This window comes from Flavobacterium proteolyticum (assembly GCF_015223105.1).
Lineage (GTDB): Bacteria > Bacteroidota > Bacteroidia > Flavobacteriales > Flavobacteriaceae > Flavobacterium > Flavobacterium proteolyticum.
The window spans coordinates 80,828-100,684 of sequence record NZ_JADFTZ010000001.1; the positions used below are offsets into that span (position 1 = coordinate 80,828).

Genomic DNA, 19,857 nt, shown 5'->3' on the forward strand with positions numbered 1-19,857 from the left:
GATGAAATGCATAAAAAACATATCCCCAACATATGTTGAGGATATCATATTAAGCTTGTCCAGTTGGACCAAAATTTAAAGGAATTGGAGGTTGTTCCGTTTCTTCAATTTTTCCATGAGCGCTTTCAAATCGATGAATGTTTTCACCTAACGCTTTTAATAAACGTTTTGCGTGTTGAGGGGTTAAAATTATTCTTGATTTTACTTTCGCTTTAGGCACTCCAGGCATTATCGTTACAAAATCTACTACAAATTCTGAATTAGAATGATTGATAATCGCTAAATTAGAATAGATTCCATCTGCAGTCTGTTCGTCTAACTCGATGTTGATTTGCCCTTGTTGGTTATTATTTTCCATGATATTTAATATTGCTATTTTGTTATACAAGAATAAGTATAATTTAGGTAAAAAAAAAGCCTAACAGTAAATCTGTTAGGCTTTATATTGGAATAATGGAACTAATTAATAGTTAAACTCTTCTTTAGCAGCCATTAACTCATTGTATTCTTCTTTAGAACCTACTATTGTATTGTCGTAGTCTCTCATACCTGTACCAGCTGGGATTCTGTGACCTACAATAACATTTTCTTTTAATCCTTCTAAAGTATCTACTTTACCTGCAACTGCAGCTTCGTTTAATACTTTAGTTGTTTCCTGGAACGATGCAGCAGAAATGAATGATTTCGTTTGTAACGATGCTCTCGTAATACCTTGAAGTACTGGAGTTGCAGTTGCTGTAATAACATCACGAGCTACTACTAAGTTTTTATCATTACGTTTTAATAACGAATTTTCATCTCTTAACTGACGTGGAGAAATAATTTGACCTGGTTTTAAATTCTCAGAGTCTCCTGCTTCTTCCACTACTTTCATTCCGTATAATTTGTCGTTTTCAACAAGGAAATCGCTAGTATGAGCTAATTGATCTTCTAAGAATAAAGTATCTCCTGGATCAACAATTCTTACTTTACGCATCATCTGACGGATAACCACCTCAAAGTGTTTGTCGTTGATTTTTACCCCTTGTAAACGGTATACCTCTTGAATTTCATTTACTAAATACTGTTGAACAGCAGATGGTCCTTGAATTCTTAAAATATCTTCTGGTGTAATTGCTCCGTCAGAAAGTGGAGTTCCCGCTTTAACGTAGTCGTTCTCTTGAACTAAGATTTGGTTCGAAAGTTTTACTAAGTATTTCTTCACTTCACCAAATTTAGATTCGATAGCGATTTCGCGGTTACCTCTCTTAATTTTTCCGAATGTTACAACTCCATCAATTTCAGAAACTACTGCAGGGTTTGAAGGATTACGAGCTTCTAATAACTCGGTAATTCTTGGTAAACCTCCTGTAATATCTCCCGCTTTTGAAGAACGACGAGGAATTTTAACTAAAATCTTACCAGCTTTAATTTTTTCACCGTCATCTACCATAAGGTGAGCCCCTACTGGTAAGTTGTAAGAACGAATCAATTCACCATCTTTACCATAAATCAATAAAGTAGGAACTAATTTTTTATTTCTACCCTCAGAAATTACTTTTTCTTGGAAACCTGTTTGCTCATCGATTTCAACTAAGAACGATTGTCCTTGTTCTAAATCTTCATAAGCAATTTTTCCTGTAAATTCAGAAACAATAACTCCATTATATGGATCCCATTTACAGATTGTAGTACCTTTTTCAACAACGTCTCCGTCTTTAACAAAAATACTTGAACCGTAAGGAATATAGTGTGTATTTAATAAAATTCCTGTTTTAGCATCTACTAATTTTAACTCAGTAGAACGAGAAATTACGATATCAACAGTATTTCCTTCAGCATCTTCTCCTTTAACTGTTTTTAAATCTTCAATTTCTAATCTACCAGCAAAACGAGTTACAATACTAGATTCTTCAGAGATACCTCCAGCAACCCCTCCAACGTGGAACGTACGAAGTGTTAACTGTGTACCAGGCTCACCAATTGATTGCGCTGCAATAACACCAACTGCTTCACCTTTCTGAGTCATTTTTCCTGTAGCTAAGTTTCTTCCGTAACATTTCGCACAAATACCTTTTGTAGCTTCACATGTTAATGGAGAACGAACTTCTACTCTTTCTACTGGAGATGCTTCAATTTTCTTAACGATAGCTTCAGTAATTTGCTCACCTGCATGAACTAAGATTTCAGAATCAAGAGGATTAATTACATCTTGTAACGCAACACGTCCTAAGATTCTTTCACCTAATGTTTCAACAATCTCTTCATTTTTCTTTAAAGCAGAAACTTCAATACCTCTTAAAGTACCACAGTCTACAGAGTTTACAATAACATCTTGAGATACATCATGTAATCTACGAGTTAAGTAACCAGCATCGGCAGTTTTAAGAGCCGTATCCGCAAGACCTTTACGCGCACCGTGAGTAGAAATAAAGTACTCAAGAATCGAAAGACCTTCCTTAAAGTTAGAAAGAATTGGGTTTTCAATAATTTCACCACCACCAGCAGTTGATTTTTTAGGCTTAGCCATCAAACCACGCATACCAGTTAACTGACGAATCTGTTCTTTAGAACCCCTCGCCCCAGAGTCAAGCATCATATATACCGAGTTGAAACCTTGTTGGTCTTCACGGATATTTTTCATTGCTAATTCTGTTAATTGTGCATTAGCAGAAGTCCAGATATCAATAACTTGGTTGTAACGTTCGTTATTGGTAATAAGACCCATACTATAATTCATCGAAATTCCATCAACTTGCTCACGAGCATCAGCGATTAACTGCGTTTTTTGTTCTGGAATTCTAATATCACCTAATGAGAAAGATAATCCTCCACGGAATGCGAACTTATACCCCATATCTTTCATGTTATCCAAGAAAGCTGCAGTTGTAGGAACGTCAGTCACGGCTAAGATTTTACCAATAATATCACGAAGTGATTTCTTAGTCAATACCTCATTGATATATCCTGCAGCTTCAGGTACTACTTCATTAAATAATACTCTTCCAGCTGTAGTTTGAATAATTTTTGTTACTAATTCACCTTCTTCATTAAAGTCTTTTGCTCTAATTTTCACTCTAGCATTTAACTCTAATCTTCCTTCATTTAAAGCGATATTTACCTCTTCAGCAGAATAGAAAGTTAAACCTTCTCCTAAAATTTTCATTTCTGGAGTAGACAAACGCTCTTTGGTCATATAATAAAGACCAAGTACCATGTCCTGAGAAGGTACTGTAATTGGAGCACCGTTAGCAGGATTCAAGATATTATGAGAAGCCAACATTAATAATTGTGCTTCTAAAATAGCTTCTGGTCCTAATGGTAAGTGAACCGCCATCTGGTCACCATCGAAATCGGCGTTAAATGCCGTACATACTAATGGGTGTAACTGGATTGCTTTTCCTTCAATTAACTTAGGTTGGAATGCTTGAATACCTAAACGGTGAAGCGTAGGAGCACGGTTTAATAATACAGGATGTCCTTTAATTACATTCTCTAAAATATCCCATACTACTGGCTCTTTTTTGTCAATAATTTTCTTAGCCGACTTAACTGTTTTAACAATTCCTCTTTCGATTAACTTACGAATAACGAATGGTTTGTATAGTTCAGCAGCCATATCTTTTGGCAAACCACACTCGAATAATTTCATTTCAGGTCCAACAACAATTACCGAACGAGCAGAATAATCTACACGTTTACCTAATAAGTTTTGACGGAAACGTCCTTGTTTACCTTTTAATGAGTCTGATAACGATTTTAATGGTCTGTTTGATTCTGTTTTAACAGCAGAAGCTTTACGTGTATTATCAAATAATGAATCTACAGATTCTTGTAACATACGTTTTTCGTTTCTTAAGATTACTTCTGGAGCTTTAATTTCCATTAATCTTTTTAAACGGTTGTTACGGATGATAACTCTTCTGTATAAATCATTTAAATCTGAAGTTGCGAAACGACCTCCATCAAGTGGCACTAACGGACGTAATTCTGGTGGAATAACTGGAATTACTTTCAAAATCATCCATTCTGGACGGTTTTCTCTATTCAAGTTAGACTCACGGAATGATTCTACAACATTTAAACGTTTTAGTGCTTCTGTTTTACGTTGTTTAGATGTTTCGTTGTTAGCAGCGTGACGTAAACTATAAGAAAGTTCATCTAAGTCAGTACGAGCTAATAAATCCATAATACATTCAGCACCCATTTTAGCAATGAATTTATTAGGATCGTTATCATCTAAATATTGATTTTCCATTGGAAGTGTATCTAAGATATTTAAATACTCTTCTTCCGTAAGGAAATCTAATCTTTGTAATGATTCGCCATCAGCATTTTTAGCAATACCTGCTTGAATTACTACGTATCTTTCGTAGTAAATAATCATATCTAATTTCTTAGATGGTAAACCTAAAATATAACCAATTTTGTTTGGTAACGAACGGAAATACCAGATATGAGCGATAGGCACAACAAGATTGATGTGTCCAACTCTATCTCTACGTACTTTTTTCTCTGTTACTTCAACACCACATCGGTCACAAACGATTCCTTTGTAGCGAATTCTTTTATATTTTCCACAAGCACATTCGTAGTCTTTAACAGGTCCGAAAATACGCTCACAGAAAAGACCATCTCTTTCTGGTTTGTGTGTACGATAGTTGATAGTTTCTGGTTTTAAAACCTCACCTCTAGATTCTCCTAAAATAGATTCTGGAGAAGCTAACCCTATCGTGATTTTGTTAAACCTTTTGATTTGGTTTTTATCTTTATTATTTCTATTATTCATCATAGTTTTTACTATTGATTTATTATTAAAATTTAGATTTATGATTTTCGGCTTGAAAAAAGACTAAATCATTCAGCTACTACCTCGAATTACTTCTCAAAACCTCAAGTCTCTTTCACCTTGAAGTGCTAGTTATACAATTTAGCATCGCATAAAAAATCGGAACGGTTTACGGGTATAAATCTTTAAAAACTTTATTTTGAAAAAGTATTCAGTTTTCAGTCGCAGTTTTCAGATTGAACTGCATACTGCGACTGTAACTGTTTACTATAATTATTCTTCTAATCTGATGTCTAATCCAAGACCTTTTAATTCATGCATTAATACATTGAACGATTCAGGTAATCCTGGTTCTGGCATAGTTTCTCCTTTTACGATTGCTTCGTAAGTTTTAGCTCTACCAATAACGTCATCTGATTTAACAGTTAAGATTTCTCTTAGCGTACTTGATGCACCATATGCTTCAAGAGCCCAAACCTCCATCTCTCCAAAACGCTGACCTCCGAATTGAGCTTTACCTCCTAATGGTTGTTGCGTAATTAAAGAGTAAGGACCAATAGAACGAGCGTGCATTTTATCGTCTACCATGTGACCTAATTTCAACATGTAGATAACTCCTACTGTTGCTGGTTGGTGGAAACGCTCTCCAGTTCCTCCGTCATATAAATACGTATGACCGAATCTTGGAATACCTGCTTCGTCTGTTAAGGCATTAATTTGATCTAAAGTAGCACCATCAAAAATTGGAGTAGCAAACTTCTTACCTAATTTTTGACCAGCCCATCCTAATACCGTTTCATAAATCTGACCGATGTTCATACGAGATGGTACCCCAAGTGGATTCAATACGATATCTACAGGAGTTCCGTCTTCTAAGAATGGCATATCTTCATGACGAACGATTTTAGCAACAATACCTTTGTTACCGTGACGTCCTGCCATTTTATCCCCTACTTTTAATTTACGTTTCTTAGCGATGTAAACTTTAGCAAGTTTTAAAATTCCAGAAGGTAATTCATCTCCAACAGTAATAGTAAATTTCTCTCTTCTTAACCAACCTTGTAAATCGTTTAATTTGATTTTGTAGTTGTGAATTAAGTCGTTCACCATTGCATTAGTATGCTCATCTGTTGTCCACTGACCTTTAGTTAAGTGAGCAAAATCTTCTACACCTTGTAACATCTTTTTAGTGAATTTTTTACCTTTTGGTAATACTTCTTCACCTAAATCGTTCATTACACCTTGAGAAGTTTTACCATCGATGATAACAAATAATTTTTCAATTAATTTGTCTTTCAAATCGTTGTACTTAACTTCGAATTCCGTTTCTAATTTATCAACGTCTTCTTTATCTTTAGAACGTTTTCTCTTATCTTTTACTGCTTTCGCAAATAATTTTTTATCTAAAACTACACCGTGTAAAGATGGAGACGCTTTTAATGAAGCATCTTTTACATCACCTGCTTTATCCCCGAAGATAGCTCTTAAAAGTTTTTCTTCTGGAGTAGGATCTGATTCTCCTTTTGGTGTAATTTTTCCGATTAGAATATCGCCAGGTTTCACCTCTGCACCAATTCTAATCATACCGTTTTCATCTAAATCTTTAGTAGCTTCTTCAGAAACGTTTGGAATATCATTCGTTAATTCTTCGTTACCTAACTTAGTATCACGAACTTCTAATGTATAATCATCAATATGTAATGATGTAAAAATATCATCACGTACTACTTTTTCAGAAATTACGATTGCATCCTCGAAGTTGTATCCTTTCCATGGCATGAACGCCACTTTTAAGTTTCTTCCGATTGCTAATTCTCCGTTTTGAGTAGCATAACCTTCACATAATACTTGACCTTTAACAACTCTATCTCCTTTTCTTACGATTGGTTTTAAGTTGATACAAGTACTTTGGTTGGTTTTTCTATATTTGATTAACTGATATGTTTTCTCATCTGTATCAAAGCTTACCATACGCTCTTCTTCAGTTCTGTCATATTTGATGGTAATCATGTTAGCATCAACATACTCTACAGTTCCGCTACCTTCAGCGTTGATTAATACTCTTGAATCAGAAGCAACTTGTCTTTCTAAACCAGTACCAACGATTGGAGCTTCAGGACGTAATAATGGAACGGCCTGACGCATCATGTTAGATCCCATCAAAGCACGGTTCGCATCATCATGCTCTAAGAAAGGAATCAATGAAGCTGAAATCGAAGCAATTTGATTTGGAGCAACGTCTGTATAATGAACAACTGTTGGTTCTACTACTGGGAAGTCACCTTCCTCACGAGCAATAACTTTATCAGCTGTAATTTTTCCGTTAGCATCCATTTCAATGTTTGCTTGCGCAATCATTTTACCTTCTTCTTCCTCAGCGCTTAAGTAGATAGGTTCAGAAACTAAATCAACTTGTCCGTTAGTTACTTTACGGTAAGGAGTTTCGATGAATCCCATTCCGTTAACTTTTGCATAAACCCCTAAAGATGAAATCAAACCAATGTTTGGTCCCTCTGGAGTTTCAATTGGACAAAGTCTTCCGTAGTGTGTATAGTGAACGTCACGAACCTCGAAACCAGCTCTTTCTCTAGATAAACCTCCAGGTCCAAGGGCAGATAAACGACGTTTGTGTGTAATCTCTGCTAATGGATTTGTTTGGTCCATGAACTGAGATAACTGGTTTGTTCCAAAGAATGAGTTAATTACCGATGATAATGTTTTAGCATTAATCAAATCGATAGGTGTAAACACCTCGTTATCACGAACATTCATTCTCTCACGGATAGTTCTAGCCATACGAGCTAAACCTACTCCGAACTGAGCTGATAATTGCTCACCAACAGTTCTTACACGACGGTTTGATAAGTGGTCGATATCATCAATCTCTGCTTTAGAGTTAATTAATTCGATCAAATATTTAACGATTGTAATAATATCTTCTTTAGTTAAAACTTGTTTTTCCATAGGAATATCAAGATTTAACTTTTTGTTCATTCTGTAACGACCTACTTCACCTAAGTTATAACGTTGGTCAGAGAAGAATAATTTATCTATAATACCACGAGCCGTTTCCTCATCAGGCGGTTCCGCGTTACGTAATTGTCTGTAAATATGCTCAACAGCCTCTTTTTCAGAGTTTGTTGGGTCTTTTTGTAACGTATTGTGGATAATTGTGTAATCAGCCGCATTGTTGTCCTCTTTATGTAAAAGGATAGTTTTTACGTCTGCTTCAATTATTTCTTCGATATTATCTTTATCAAGAATTGTATCACGATCTAAGATAATTTCGTTACGCTCAATAGAAACCACTTCACCAGTATCTTCATCCACGAAGTCTTCATGCCATGTATTTAATACACGTGCAGCAAGTCTTCTTCCTGCATATTTCTTGATACCTGTTTTAGATACTTTAATTTCTTCAGCTAAGTCGAAAATTTCTAAGATATCTTTATCTCTTTCAAATCCGATTGCTCTGAATAAAGTAGTTACAGGTAATTTTTTCTTTCTATCGATATACGCATACATTACGTTATTGATATCGGTAGCGAATTCAATCCAAGAACCTTTAAAAGGAATAATTCTGGCAGAATATAATTTAGTTCCATTTGCATGGAAAGACTGTCCAAAGAATACACCTGGAGATCTGTGTAACTGCGATACAACTACACGCTCAGCACCATTGATAACGAATGTACCGCTAGGTGTCATATATGGTATTGTTCCTAAATACACATCTTGAACGATTGTTTCAAAATCTTCGTGTTCAGGGTCAGTACAATATAATTTTAATCTAGCTTTAAGAGGCACACTATAAGTTAAACCTCTATCAATACACTCTTCAATAGTATATCTTGGTGGATCAATAAAATAATCTAGAAACTCTAATACGAATTGGTTTCTCGTATCAGTAATTGGAAAGTTTTCCATGAAGGTATTATACAGTCCTTCGTTGCCTCTTTCGTCAGATTTTGTTTCCAATTGGAAGAAATCTTTAAACGATTTCACTTGAATATCTAGAAAATCTGGATATTGTGGAATGTTTTTTGTCGAAGCAAAATTTAATCTTTCAGTCTGATTTGTTATCATCAATGGACAAAATTTTGATTTAAAAAAAGTAATTTTTTGTGTAAAACACTGCTTTTTAATACTTCCTTTTTTATTTAGCAACCGATACATCTTTAAAAATAAACCAGGAAAGTTTGTCTATTTTTTTTCTTCGTTATTGGTTACATTAAAACGCATAAAAAATACAATAATTTAATATACGCAAAATGGTTTAGGTCTTTGAGAGCACTCTCAAGACCTAAACCTAGCTTATTTATGAGTATAAATTATTTTAACTCAACTACAGCTCCTGCTTCTTCTAAAGCTTTCTTAAGACCTTCAGCCTCATCTTTAGAAACTCCTTCTTTAACGTTTGTTGGAGCAGCATCAACTAAATCTTTAGCTTCTTTAAGACCTAAACCAGTTAATTCTTTAACCGCTTTAACAACTCCTAATTTAGAAGCACCAGCGTCTTTTAATACTACTGTAAATTCAGTTTGCTCAGCAGCAGCACCAGCATCTCCTCCACCTGCAGCAACTACTACAGCTGCAGCAGCAGGCTCGATACCATACTCATCTTTTAATATTGTTGCTAATTCGTTAACTTCTTTAACAGTTAAGTTAACTAATTGTTCTGCGAATTGTTTCAAATCTGCCATTTTTTCTATCTTTTAAAATGTTTTGTAAAAATATAATTTATTAAGTGCGTACGTATTATTCTGCTCCTTCTTCCTTGTTAGGTTGATTTTGAAGAGCTGCAATAACTCTTTGAGCAGGTGATTGTAATAATCCAATAATTTCTGCGATAACTTCTTCTTTAGATTTAATAGCTACTAAGCTATCTAATAAATTGTCACCGATGAAAATTTCTTGGTTAATGTAAGCTCCTTTAAAGATTGGTTTTTCACCTTTCTTACGGAATTCTTTAATAATTTTTGCTGGTCCATTAGCGGTATCAGCAATAAACATAGAAGTGTTTCCTTTAAGAACTGATGCTAAATCACCATAGTCGTTATCAGAAGCTTCCATTGCTTTTTCTAACAATGTGTTCTTAACAACTTCTAATTTAATACCAGCTTTAAAACAAGCTCTTCTTAAGTTTGAAGTAGTATCTGCATCTAGTCCTGAAATGTCTGCTAAATAAACAACATTTACATCCGCTAACTGTGCAGTTAAATCTTCAATAGCGATTGATTTTTCTTCTCTAGTCATACTAAAAATTTTTAACTACCAATTATACTGCTTTAGGATCTAAAGCAATAGCAGGACTTTGTGTACTTGATATATGAATAGATTTGATATAAGTACCTTTAGCTGCAGTTGGTTTTAATTTGATTAATGTTTGAACGATTTCGTGTGCATTGTCATAGATTTTATCAGCATCAAAAGACACTCTTCCTATTCCAGCGTGAACGATACCAGTTTTATCAACTTTAAAGTCAATTTTACCAGCTTTCACTTCTTGCACAGCTTTAGCAACATCCATAGTTACAGTTCCAGTTTTAGGGTTTGGCATTAAACCTCTTGGACCTAAAACACGTCCTAATGGACCTAATTTACCCATAACAGCTGGCATAGTGATGATAACATCAACGTCAGTCCAACCATCTTTGATTTTTTGTAAATAGTCGTCTAAACCTACGTGGTCTGCACCAGCAGCTTTAGCTTCAGCTTCTTTATCTGGAGTAACTAATGCTAATACTCTTACATCTTTACCTGTTCCGTGAGGTAATGTTACAACCCCTCTTACCATTTGATTCGCTTTTCTAGGGTCTACACCTAACTTAACTGCGATATCAACAGACTCATCAAATTTTGCAGAAGCAACCTCTTTAATTAATGCAGAAGCATCTCTTAAAGTATAAAGTTTATTCTTCTCAATTTTTGCTGCAGCCTCTTTTTGCTTTTTTGTCAATTTTGCCATTGTCTAATTTCTTTTTAGAGATTAAAAAGGAGCATTTCCTGTTACTGTTATACCCATAGATCTAGCTGTTCCAGCAATCATACTCATCGCTTTTTCGATTTCGAAAGCGTTTAAATCTGCCATTTTGTCTTCAGCAATAGTTCTAATTTGATCCCAAGTAACATTTGCTACTTTTTTACGGTTAGGTTGCCCTGAACCAGACTTTAATTTTGCTGCTTCTAATAATTGAATTGCAGCAGGTGGCGTTTTAACAACAAAGTCAAAAGACTTGTCTTTATACACAGTAATTTGTACTGGTAAAACTTTGCCAGGTTTATCTTGTGTTCTAGCATTAAATTGCTTACAGAACTCCATGATGTTAACCCCAGCAGCCCCCAAAGCAGGTCCAACCGGTGGCGATGGATTCGCAGCACCTCCCTTAACTTGTAGTTTAACTACTTTACTAACTTCTTTTGCCATTTTTAAAAAAATTTAGCACATCTATCAATTGGAAGCGATTGATGTGATTTATATATGTAACGAAAATTATACTTTTTCAACTTGCATAAAACTCAATTCTAATGGAGTTTTTCTTCCGAAAATTTTAACCATTACTTCAAGTTTACGCTTTTCTTCATTTACTTTCTCAATAGTTCCATTGAAACCATTGAACGGACCATCTACTACTTTTACTGTCTCACCAACAGCGTATGGAATAGCAACACTATCCACTTTAATAGACAACTCATCAACTTTACCTAACATTCTGTTTACTTCAGATTGTCTTAATGGCACAGCATCCCCTCCTTTAGTTTCTCCTAAAAAACCGATAACTCCAGGAATTGATTTAATGATATGAGGAATCTCACCAGTTAAGTTAGCTTCAATCATAATATAACCAGGAAAATATACTTTATCCTTAGCTATTTTTTTCCCATCCCTAACTTGAACTACTTTTTCAGTAGGAACAAGGACTTGAGAAATATAATCAGACATACCTAATCTAGCCGTCTCAGTTTCAATGTAAGCCTTAACTTTGTTTTCTTGACCACTTACAGCTCTTACCACATACCATTTATTAACATTATTATCAGCCATACCGTAAGTACTATTTTAAAATGTTAAAAAAACCTTCAAGAGCTTTTACGAATAATTCATCAACACCCCATGTTAGCAAGGCGAAAACAACAGAAAACACAGCCACAATAATTGTCAAACGTTGAACGTCAGCCCAAACTGGCCAAGTAACATTTGTTTTCAATTCATGAAATGCTTCAGATATGTAATTAACTACTTTTGTCATTTTAATCTTTATTTGCACGGGCGGAGGGATTCGAACCCCCATCAATGGTTTTGGAGACCACTATACTAGCCCTTGTACTACGCCCGTTTGTTAAAAAACCAGCAGCGAACTGCTGGTTTAATTATTATTCGACTTATAATTAGTCTAAAATTTCAGTAACCTGACCAGCACCTACTGTTCTACCACCCTCACGGATAGCGAAACGTAAACCTACTGATAATGCGATAGGGCTTAATAATTGAACATCAATTGTTAAGTTATCACCAGGCATAACCATCTCTACACCAGCCGGTAAAGAAATAGTACCAGTTACATCAGTTGTACGTACGTAGAACTGTGGACGGTAGTTATTGTGGAATGGAGTGTGACGTCCACCTTCTTCTTTTTTCAAGATATACACCTCAGCTTTGAAGTGAGCGTGTGGTTTAACAGATCCTGGCTTAATGATAACCATTCCTCTTTTGATATCTTCTTTAGCGATACCTCTTAATAATAAACCTACGTTATCTCCAGCCTCACCTCTATCAAGGATTTTACGGAACATCTCAACTCCTGTAATAGTAGAAGTTAATTTATCAGCTCCCATACCGATGATTTCAACTGCATCTCCTGTATTAGCAACTCCTGTTTCGATACGACCTGTAGCAACAGTTCCACGACCAGTAATTGTAAATACGTCCTCAACTGGCATCAAGAATGGCTTATCAACATCACGAGCCGGTAATTCAATCCAGTTATCAACAGCTTCCATTAAAGCTAAAACTGTATCAACCCATTTTGGCTCACCATTTAAAGCTCCTAAAGCAGAACCTTGAACAACAGGACCATTATCACCATCATACTGATAGAAAGATAATAAATCTCTGATTTCCATTTCTACTAATTCTAATAATTCAGCATCATCAACCATATCCACTTTGTTCATGAATACAACCATTCTAGGCACACCTACTTGACGACCTAAAAGGATGTGCTCTCTTGTTTGTGGCATAGGACCATCTGTAGCAGCAACTACTAAGATAGCACCGTCCATTTGAGCAGCACCTGTAACCATGTTCTTAACGTAATCCGCGTGACCTGGACAGTCAACGTGAGCGTAGTGACGGTTAGCTGTAGAATATTCTACGTGAGATGTATTAATAGTAATACCTCTTTCTTTTTCTTCTGGAGCATTATCAATTTGATCAAATGATTTTGCTTCTGATAAACCAGCATCAGCTAATACTTTAGTAATTGCAGCTGTTAATGTAGTTTTACCGTGGTCAACGTGTCCGATAGTTCCAATATTTAAATGGGGCTTCGAACGATCAAAGGTTTCTTTTGCCATGATTTAATAATTTAATCTTAGTTATATATTAGTGTTCAAAAAATAAACTTTCTTAAGAGCCAATGACGGGAATTGAACCCGTGACCTCTTCCTTACCAAGGAAGCACTCTACCCCTGAGCTACACCGGCTTTTGTGTATTCAGAAGTTAGCCATCAGAATTCAGAAAAACCAAATCCTTCTCTCTAAATTCAAAATCTCGTGGGGAGAGCAGGATTCGAACCTGCGAAGACGTAGTCAGCGGATTTACAGTCCGCCCTCGTTGGCCGCTTGAGTATCTCCCCAAACCTTTTATATTAAGTCGCTTATAACTTTGAGCCGATGGAGGGACTCGAACCCACGACCTGCTGATTACAAATCAGCTGCTCTAGCCAGCTGAGCTACACCGGCAACTTAAATATAAAAAGTCCGCTATTTCTAACGGACTGCAAATGTATATAATTTATTTTTGAATCAAAACATTTTTTATGTTTTTTTTCTTTTTATGAATGCGCTCTTAATTTTTCTTTTCTTTTAACAATAACTCTCTCCAATGAATCTACAGACAAATCAACACCTTCTTCAAAACTTTTTGCTGTTTTTTTTACCAGAAAATCATCACCTGGAACTATAATTTTAATTTCAACCGTTTTATTTTCTTTATCACTGGTATTTTCAAGTCTTAAAAAAACTTCTGCCGATACTATTTTATCATAATACTTTTCCAACTTATCCATTCTTTCTTGAATGAAATCTACCAATTTTCTGTCTACATTAAAATTTACTGCTTGCACATTAACTTTCATAATTCTGTTAATTAAAATGGTTATACAATCGAATTATTTTTTACTCCTTGGATGTGCCTCTTGATATACTTTTTTTAATTCAGCCAAACTACTGTGTGTGTATATCTGAGTGGACGACAAACTAGCGTGACCTAATAACTCTTTTACGGAATTTAAATCGGCTCCATTATTCAACAAATGCGTTGCAAATGAATGCCTAAGAACGTGTGGACTCTTTTTTTCTTTTTTCGAGACAGTACTAAAGTAATCATTTATTAATCGATACACAAACGATTCACTCACTTTATTTCCGGTTTTAGATAAAATTAACATCTCCTTATCCTTAATTACCTCTAAATGATTTCGTTGTTCTTTATAGTGTTTAATCAAATTTAACGTACAATCCAACATTGGAATAATCCGCTCTTTGTTTCTTTTCCCAACAACACGAATTGTTTTTTGAATTTCGTTTACGCTATTCAACTTTAAATTTATCAACTCAGCCCTACGAATTCCCGTTGTATAAAAAAGCTCAATCACCAATCGATTTCGAATTCCCTCAAAATCACTCGAATAATCATTATCCGAAAAAACATCTTGTAATTCTTTTTCCGAAAATGGAATTTGAACTTTTTTTGCTGTTTTTAACGATTTGTGCTTTAGTAAAGGATTTACCGTAATCTGCTTTACTTTTAATAGAAATTTATAATACGATTTTAATGCTGAAATTTTTCGATTAACAGAAGTTGTTGAAAGATTTTGTTCTACTAAAATTACTATCCAATTTCGAACATTTGGATAAACAACTTCTTCAAGATTTATAGATTGTTTTTTAAGATACTCTTGAAACGAATTGATATCATCTAAATACGCTCGAACCGTTAAAGGAGAATAATTTTTCTCTTTAACCAAATAATCCTGATATGCTTGTAGATTTGTAGCCATAAAAAAACCGCTAATAACAAAGTTACACTTTATTAGTTAGCGGTTGATATAGTTTATTCAAAAAATTAACTCTCTAATGCGTCTCTTAATCCTTGAATGTAAGATGCTTTTTGGATCTTAGCTCTGTTTACAACAGATGGCTTAATGAAAGCTTGACGTGCACGTAACTGACGAACAGTTCCTGTTTTATCAAATTTTCTTTTATAGCGCTTTAATGCTCTATCGATATTTTCTCCGTCTTTAATTGGTATAATTAACATAATATAGACACCTCCTCTCGTTAAGGGTGCAAATGTAGAAATTATTTTTCAATTACAAAACAACTATTTGTCAATCTTTTAAAGAAAAAACTTTATAAAACAAGAACTCCTATCTATTTAGACAGGAGTTCAACGTTATTTGCTTAATTTATTTAACCGCAGGTTTGTAATTCTGATTATCAATTATCATTTTTGATAAAATTTCTTTTAAAATTTCAGAAGTTCCTCCACCAATTGGACCTAAACGACTATCTCTCAACAAACGCGCTAACGGATACTCTTCCATATAGCCATAACCTCCTAACATTTGTAAGCAATCATAAATTGCTAAATCTGCAACTTTAGTCGATTTTAATTTTGCCATTGTAGCTTCTTTAACCACATATTCTCCTTTATTTAATCTTGCTACAGCTGCGTAATTAAATATTTTACAATGTTCCACTTCTGTAGCATGCTCAACCATTGTATGTCTCAGTGCTTGAAATTTATTAATTGTACTTCCAAAAGCTTCACGTTGCGACATATATTCAATAGTGTACTCAATTGCATATTCCGCTCTTGCGTGAGCATTGATTGCCATAATTAAACGTTCTAAAGCAAAATGTTGCATGATATACGGAAAACCTTTCCCTTCTTCACCCATTAAGTTTTCTAATGGAATCTCCACGTTATCAAATGCAAGCTCTGCCGTATCTGATGCCCTCCAACCCAATTTATCTAATTTAGTTGCTGAGATACCTGGTGTTTTTGCATCTACCAAAAAGATACTGATTCCTTTATTACCTAATTCTGGATTGGTTTTAGCTGCTACGACGTAGTAATCAGCATAAACCCCATTTGTAATAAATGTTTTAGAACCATTAATTACAAATTTATCACCATTTCTTACTGCATTAGTTCGCATTCCTGCAACATCACTTCCACCGAATGGTTCTGTAATACATAAAGCTCCGATTTTTTTACCTGCAATACTTGGTGCTAAATATTCTTGTTTGATTCTTTCATCACCTTCTGCATTTAAATGCGTCATTGCTAAATAAGCATGCGCCCACATAGCTGCAGCAAAACCAGAAGATTTCACTTTTTGAAGTTCTTCTAAAAATATAACAGTGTAGAATAAATCTAAATTCATTCCGCCATACGCTTCAGGATAATTCAATCCAAAGAAGCCCATTTCTCCAAATTTTTCCCAAATAAAACGCTCAATAGTTCCTGTTTTTTCCCATTTTTCAATGTGAGGCACCACTTCTTTATGTAAAAAATCTCTAAAACTTTGTCTGAATAATTCGTGTTCTTCTGTGAAATACATTGAATTCATAAATCTGTAATTGTATAGGTTGTTTTATTGGTAATATTTTTAAAAATCCAAATATAAGGCGATTATTTTTATTTTTTCGTTAGGCATTCCCTTAATTTTTGTTAAATCATCAATATTCTTAATACCATTATTCATAGTTCTATAGATGACAATTTCTTTAGCTAACGCATAATTGAAAAAGGGAAATTTTGCCAATTCTTTCTGAGACAAATCATTGATTGCAATTTTCTTTATTCCATTTTGAGTTTTTACAACAAATTGTTTTTCTAAATCCGCTAAAGCTTCTGGACTAATTCCCCATATAAATTGAAATTGCTCCATACTAACAAAGCATCCTAACTTCTCTTTCTCTTGTAAAATCTTATCTGCTAATTTTTCTCCGATACCATAAACCGCAATTAAATCTTCTCTTGTTGCACTATTGATATCTTTTTGAACAATCTTTTCTTTTTCCTTTGGCAAAAACTTGTGAAACTTTTCTGAAGTGACATTGGTTTTGTTTTTTACCCAATCTGGAAATTTGAAGTAAGGACTAACTTTTGCCAAAAAAACATTAGAAACCTTTGTTACTTGTTGAAACTCTTCGGCAGAATTTACAAATTTTCCCTTTTTACGATAAGCGTGTAGACGATCAATTTCCTGAATTGACATTCCTAATTTATACCCTTTATAATCGGTAATGTAATTTGGATTAAAAGGATAAATTGTATCTTTTTTTGTTGATTGAAGGTATTTTAAGCTATCAATTTCATTTTGAACTAACAACCAAGCTTTATCTTCTGAAGCATTGTTAGTAGAAACAAAATTATCTTTTAGAAAAAAATAACCTAATTGAACCAAAATAATAATTGCAAACAACAAAAAAATCCCACTTCTGTGTTCTCTTGAAAACAGGAAGTAGGATTTTAATTTATTCATTTTGAAAAAAAATTAATCGTTTTTTCTAACAGATTCTTCATCATTATCCGAGAAAGAATCAGGTTCTTGACTTGGAGGTGTAGTTAAAACTTTATAGAAAAAGAATCCTGTTAAACAAATAACAGTTCCTTGCGCCAAAACCATTGTAATTAATGCTGCTGAATTCATAATGTAGCCCTCCCTTCTTTAACACGTTTCTTATAAGCAACGTAAACAATTATAGAAATAAACACAAAAAGCGTTAATAATAACATTCTTCCAATAAACTTGTACAATGTATTGTTTGTAAAATCACCTTTTGCAATTGCGTCACCAGGTTTGATAACATCACCAACTTTTACAATAGCTTCTTGATTTAAACTTCCATCAAATTTATACTCTTTTGTATCATTGAATTTTTCAACAAGAACTTGATTTGTTACTTTATCAAATTTCTTTCTTTCGTTTTCAAATTCAAATTTTACATAATCTGATTTTACTTCAACAACTTTTCCAGAAACAGTACCTGATCCTTCGAAGTTTTCAGCGAAATAATTATCAGCAAACCATTCTTTATTATTGGTGTCTTTATTTTGAATTTGATTCGCCCAATCTGGTATACTTGTTACTAAAACAGCACCTAATAATAATGGCGTAATAATCAAAATTACATATTTAAAGAATTTAGGCAATTTGATATCAGCACCTTTGTTAATTTCCTCCCAACCTCTATTGATTCCGAAAATATATGAAAACAACACTGTTTCTAAGAAAGCAAAAACAACTAAACTCACCGTTCCTGCCCAATAATCGTATTGATCAAAAACTCCTTGATTATAGAAAATAACCGTTGGCAATCCCATAATTAAAGCTAAAGCTCCAAAAGACCATGCTCCTTTATTTTTAGACCAACCAAATTCATCTGACATGAATCCCATCCATGGAGTTCCCATTGCTAATGAAGAAGTAATTCCGGCAAAGAATAAAAGTCCGAACCAAAAAACCCCTGCTAAGATAGCTAAAACACCACCCCATTGTTGGAACAAATAAGGCATTGTTTGGAAAGCCATACCAAAACCTGCATTTTGAATAACCCAATCTAATCCTAAGTATCCAGCAGCAATTGGAATAACAATTAAAGAACCTAAAACCACTTCAACGAACTCATTCATGAATCCGGCAGAAACTGCATTTAATGCCACATCATCTTTTTCTTTTAAATAAGCTGCGTAACAGTGAATTGTTCCCATACCCACAGAAAGCGTAAAGAAAATTTGACCTGCAGCAGCTAGCCAAACTTTAGGATTTGCCAATGAATCAAATTGTGGCGTCCATAAGAAATTTAAACCATCCCATGCATTTGCATTTGGAAAAATATCTGAAGCACCGCTAGTTCCTAAAGTAACACCTCTTACGGCTAAAATAACACCGAATAAAATCAATAATGGCATACCAATTTTAGCAACTTTTTCGATTCCTCCTAAACCTTTAGATAAAATCCAAGTATTTAATAATAAACAAAGAATGTAAAAGATAACAGCTTCGTATGGAATTCCAGTTGTAGATTGAGAAATATCTACATAAGAATTAAAAAATCCTGCAACATCTGCTTGACTCATTCCGTCAAATGTTCCAACAATAGAGTGGTAAACATAAGACATTGTCCAAGATTCAATGTAACAATAATAAGCCGCTACAGCAATGTTAGTAAAAATTCCAAATACTCCGATATACTTCCAAATACGACCTTTAGCCATTGTATCCAAAATATAAGGGGTACTGTGATTACCAAATTTCCCACCAAAACGACCAGTTGACCATTCAATCAACAATAATGGAATACCCATTAATAAAAAACAAACTAAATAAGGAATAATAAAAGCTCCTCCACCATTTTGAACTGCTTGAACTGGAAATCTTAAAAAGTTTCCCAACCCAACAGCATTTCCAGCCATAGCCAAGATAAGCCCTACGCGTGAACCCCACGCTTCTACTTTTGCTGCCATATAATTTTATTGGTTGTTAAAGCCTCAAAGATAAGAAAAGTATCTAAAATTCAAATAAAACTTACACTTAATGAAATTTTATAAGTCAAAAACTGAACTTCTTTTAGTTTTTATCATGTCTTTTAACTTTAAAAGAAAAGCCAAAGTAAGATACAATCCAAATCCCAAACCTACTGTTACAAAAGATATATAAATGAAAAACAAGCGAACATTTGTAGCACGCATACCTAATCTATCAGCCAAACGAGAGGCTACAAAAAATCCATGTTTTTCAAAAAAATGTAATAGGTTTTGGACCATTTTTAAATATTTTTTTTCAAAAAT

The 19,857-nt window shown here is 34.2% G+C and carries 18 protein-coding genes and 4 tRNA genes; all 22 read right to left on the reverse strand.

Translation table 11 applies throughout. The features are described 5' to 3' along the window. Positions 1-49: 49 nt before the first annotated feature. A complete protein-coding gene (locus IM755_RS00355; RefSeq protein WP_194093109.1) occupies positions 50-358 on the reverse strand; it encodes a DUF3467 domain-containing protein in 309 nt (102 codons plus the stop codon). 105 nt (positions 359-463) lie between these two features. Further along, entirely contained in the window at positions 464-4,771 is a 4,308-nt protein-coding gene (gene rpoC, locus IM755_RS00360) for a DNA-directed RNA polymerase subunit beta' (RefSeq protein WP_194093110.1), read from the reverse strand. 270 nt (positions 4,772-5,041) lie between these two features. Next, complete coding sequence (gene rpoB / locus IM755_RS00365) at positions 5,042-8,854, reverse strand: DNA-directed RNA polymerase subunit beta (RefSeq protein WP_194093111.1); 3,813 nt, start codon at positions 8,852-8,854, stop codon at positions 5,042-5,044. Positions 8,855-9,099: 245 nt separating this feature from the next. Then, a complete protein-coding gene (rplL, locus tag IM755_RS00370; protein ID WP_026724869.1) occupies positions 9,100-9,471 on the reverse strand; it encodes a 50S ribosomal protein L7/L12 in 372 nt (123 codons plus the stop codon). Positions 9,472-9,526: 55 nt separating this feature from the next. After that, positions 9,527-10,024, reverse strand: a complete 498-nt coding sequence (gene rplJ / locus IM755_RS00375; protein WP_194093112.1) for a 50S ribosomal protein L10 — start codon at positions 10,022-10,024, stop codon at positions 9,527-9,529. Between the two features lie 22 nt (positions 10,025-10,046). After that, positions 10,047-10,736: a 50S ribosomal protein L1 gene (gene rplA / locus IM755_RS00380; protein WP_194093113.1), complete on the reverse strand. Its 690-nt coding sequence runs from the start codon at positions 10,734-10,736 to the stop codon at positions 10,047-10,049. A gap of 21 nt (positions 10,737-10,757) precedes the next feature. Continuing rightward, positions 10,758-11,195 (reverse strand): 50S ribosomal protein L11, encoded by a 438-nt coding sequence (gene rplK, locus IM755_RS00385; RefSeq protein ID WP_026724872.1) that lies wholly within the window; start codon positions 11,193-11,195, stop codon positions 10,758-10,760. Between the two features lie 66 nt (positions 11,196-11,261). Beyond that, positions 11,262-11,813: a transcription termination/antitermination protein NusG gene (nusG, locus tag IM755_RS00390; protein ID WP_194093114.1), complete on the reverse strand. Its 552-nt coding sequence runs from the start codon at positions 11,811-11,813 to the stop codon at positions 11,262-11,264. Between the two features lie 10 nt (positions 11,814-11,823). Beyond that, the gene (secE, locus tag IM755_RS00395; protein WP_194093115.1) at positions 11,824-12,018 is read right to left on the reverse strand and encodes a preprotein translocase subunit SecE; all 195 of its coding nucleotides are present in this window, start codon (positions 12,016-12,018) and stop codon (positions 11,824-11,826) included. Positions 12,019-12,033: 15 nt separating this feature from the next. Continuing rightward, positions 12,034-12,105: transfer RNA gene (locus IM755_RS00400), tRNA-Trp, on the reverse strand. Between the two features lie 52 nt (positions 12,106-12,157). Next, positions 12,158-13,345 carry an elongation factor Tu gene (gene tuf / locus IM755_RS00405; protein WP_194093116.1) on the reverse strand — a complete coding sequence of 396 codons (1,188 nt, stop codon included), beginning with the start codon at positions 13,343-13,345 and terminating at the stop codon, positions 12,158-12,160. Positions 13,346-13,402: 57 nt separating this feature from the next. Beyond that, a tRNA-Thr gene (locus IM755_RS00410) sits at positions 13,403-13,474 on the reverse strand. A gap of 71 nt (positions 13,475-13,545) precedes the next feature. Then, positions 13,546-13,627 (reverse strand) — tRNA-Tyr (locus IM755_RS00415). Between the two features lie 32 nt (positions 13,628-13,659). Next, a tRNA-Thr gene (locus IM755_RS00420) sits at positions 13,660-13,733 on the reverse strand. Between the two features lie 92 nt (positions 13,734-13,825). Next, on the reverse strand, positions 13,826-14,128 hold the full coding sequence (gene hpf, locus IM755_RS00425; protein ID WP_026724876.1) for a ribosome hibernation-promoting factor, HPF/YfiA family: 303 nt from the start codon (positions 14,126-14,128) through the stop codon (positions 13,826-13,828). 33 nt (positions 14,129-14,161) lie between these two features. Further along, positions 14,162-15,052, reverse strand: coding sequence for a tyrosine-type recombinase/integrase (locus IM755_RS00430; RefSeq protein WP_194093117.1), 891 nt, complete (start codon positions 15,050-15,052; stop codon positions 14,162-14,164). Positions 15,053-15,117: 65 nt separating this feature from the next. Beyond that, positions 15,118-15,312, reverse strand: coding sequence for a 30S ribosomal protein S21 (gene rpsU, locus IM755_RS00435; protein WP_026724878.1), 195 nt, complete (start codon positions 15,310-15,312; stop codon positions 15,118-15,120). Positions 15,313-15,460: 148 nt separating this feature from the next. Beyond that, positions 15,461-16,630 (reverse strand): acyl-CoA dehydrogenase family protein, encoded by a 1,170-nt coding sequence (locus IM755_RS00440; protein WP_194093118.1) that lies wholly within the window; start codon positions 16,628-16,630, stop codon positions 15,461-15,463. 39 nt (positions 16,631-16,669) lie between these two features. Then, positions 16,670-17,548 (reverse strand): ComEA family DNA-binding protein, encoded by an 879-nt coding sequence (locus IM755_RS00445; protein WP_026724880.1) that lies wholly within the window; start codon positions 17,546-17,548, stop codon positions 16,670-16,672. A 12-nt stretch (positions 17,549-17,560) separates the two neighbouring features. Next, complete coding sequence (locus IM755_RS00450; protein WP_194093119.1) at positions 17,561-17,716, reverse strand: hypothetical protein; 156 nt, start codon at positions 17,714-17,716, stop codon at positions 17,561-17,563. Continuing rightward, positions 17,713-19,533 carry a sodium-dependent transporter gene (locus tag IM755_RS00455; RefSeq protein ID WP_194093120.1) on the reverse strand — a complete coding sequence of 607 codons (1,821 nt, stop codon included), beginning with the start codon at positions 19,531-19,533 and terminating at the stop codon, positions 17,713-17,715. The genes IM755_RS00450 and IM755_RS00455 overlap by 4 nt, the downstream gene beginning before the upstream one ends. A gap of 78 nt (positions 19,534-19,611) precedes the next feature. After that, positions 19,612-19,833 (reverse strand): PspC domain-containing protein, encoded by a 222-nt coding sequence (locus IM755_RS00460; RefSeq protein WP_194093121.1) that lies wholly within the window; start codon positions 19,831-19,833, stop codon positions 19,612-19,614. Between the last annotated feature and the right edge of the window lie 24 nt (positions 19,834-19,857).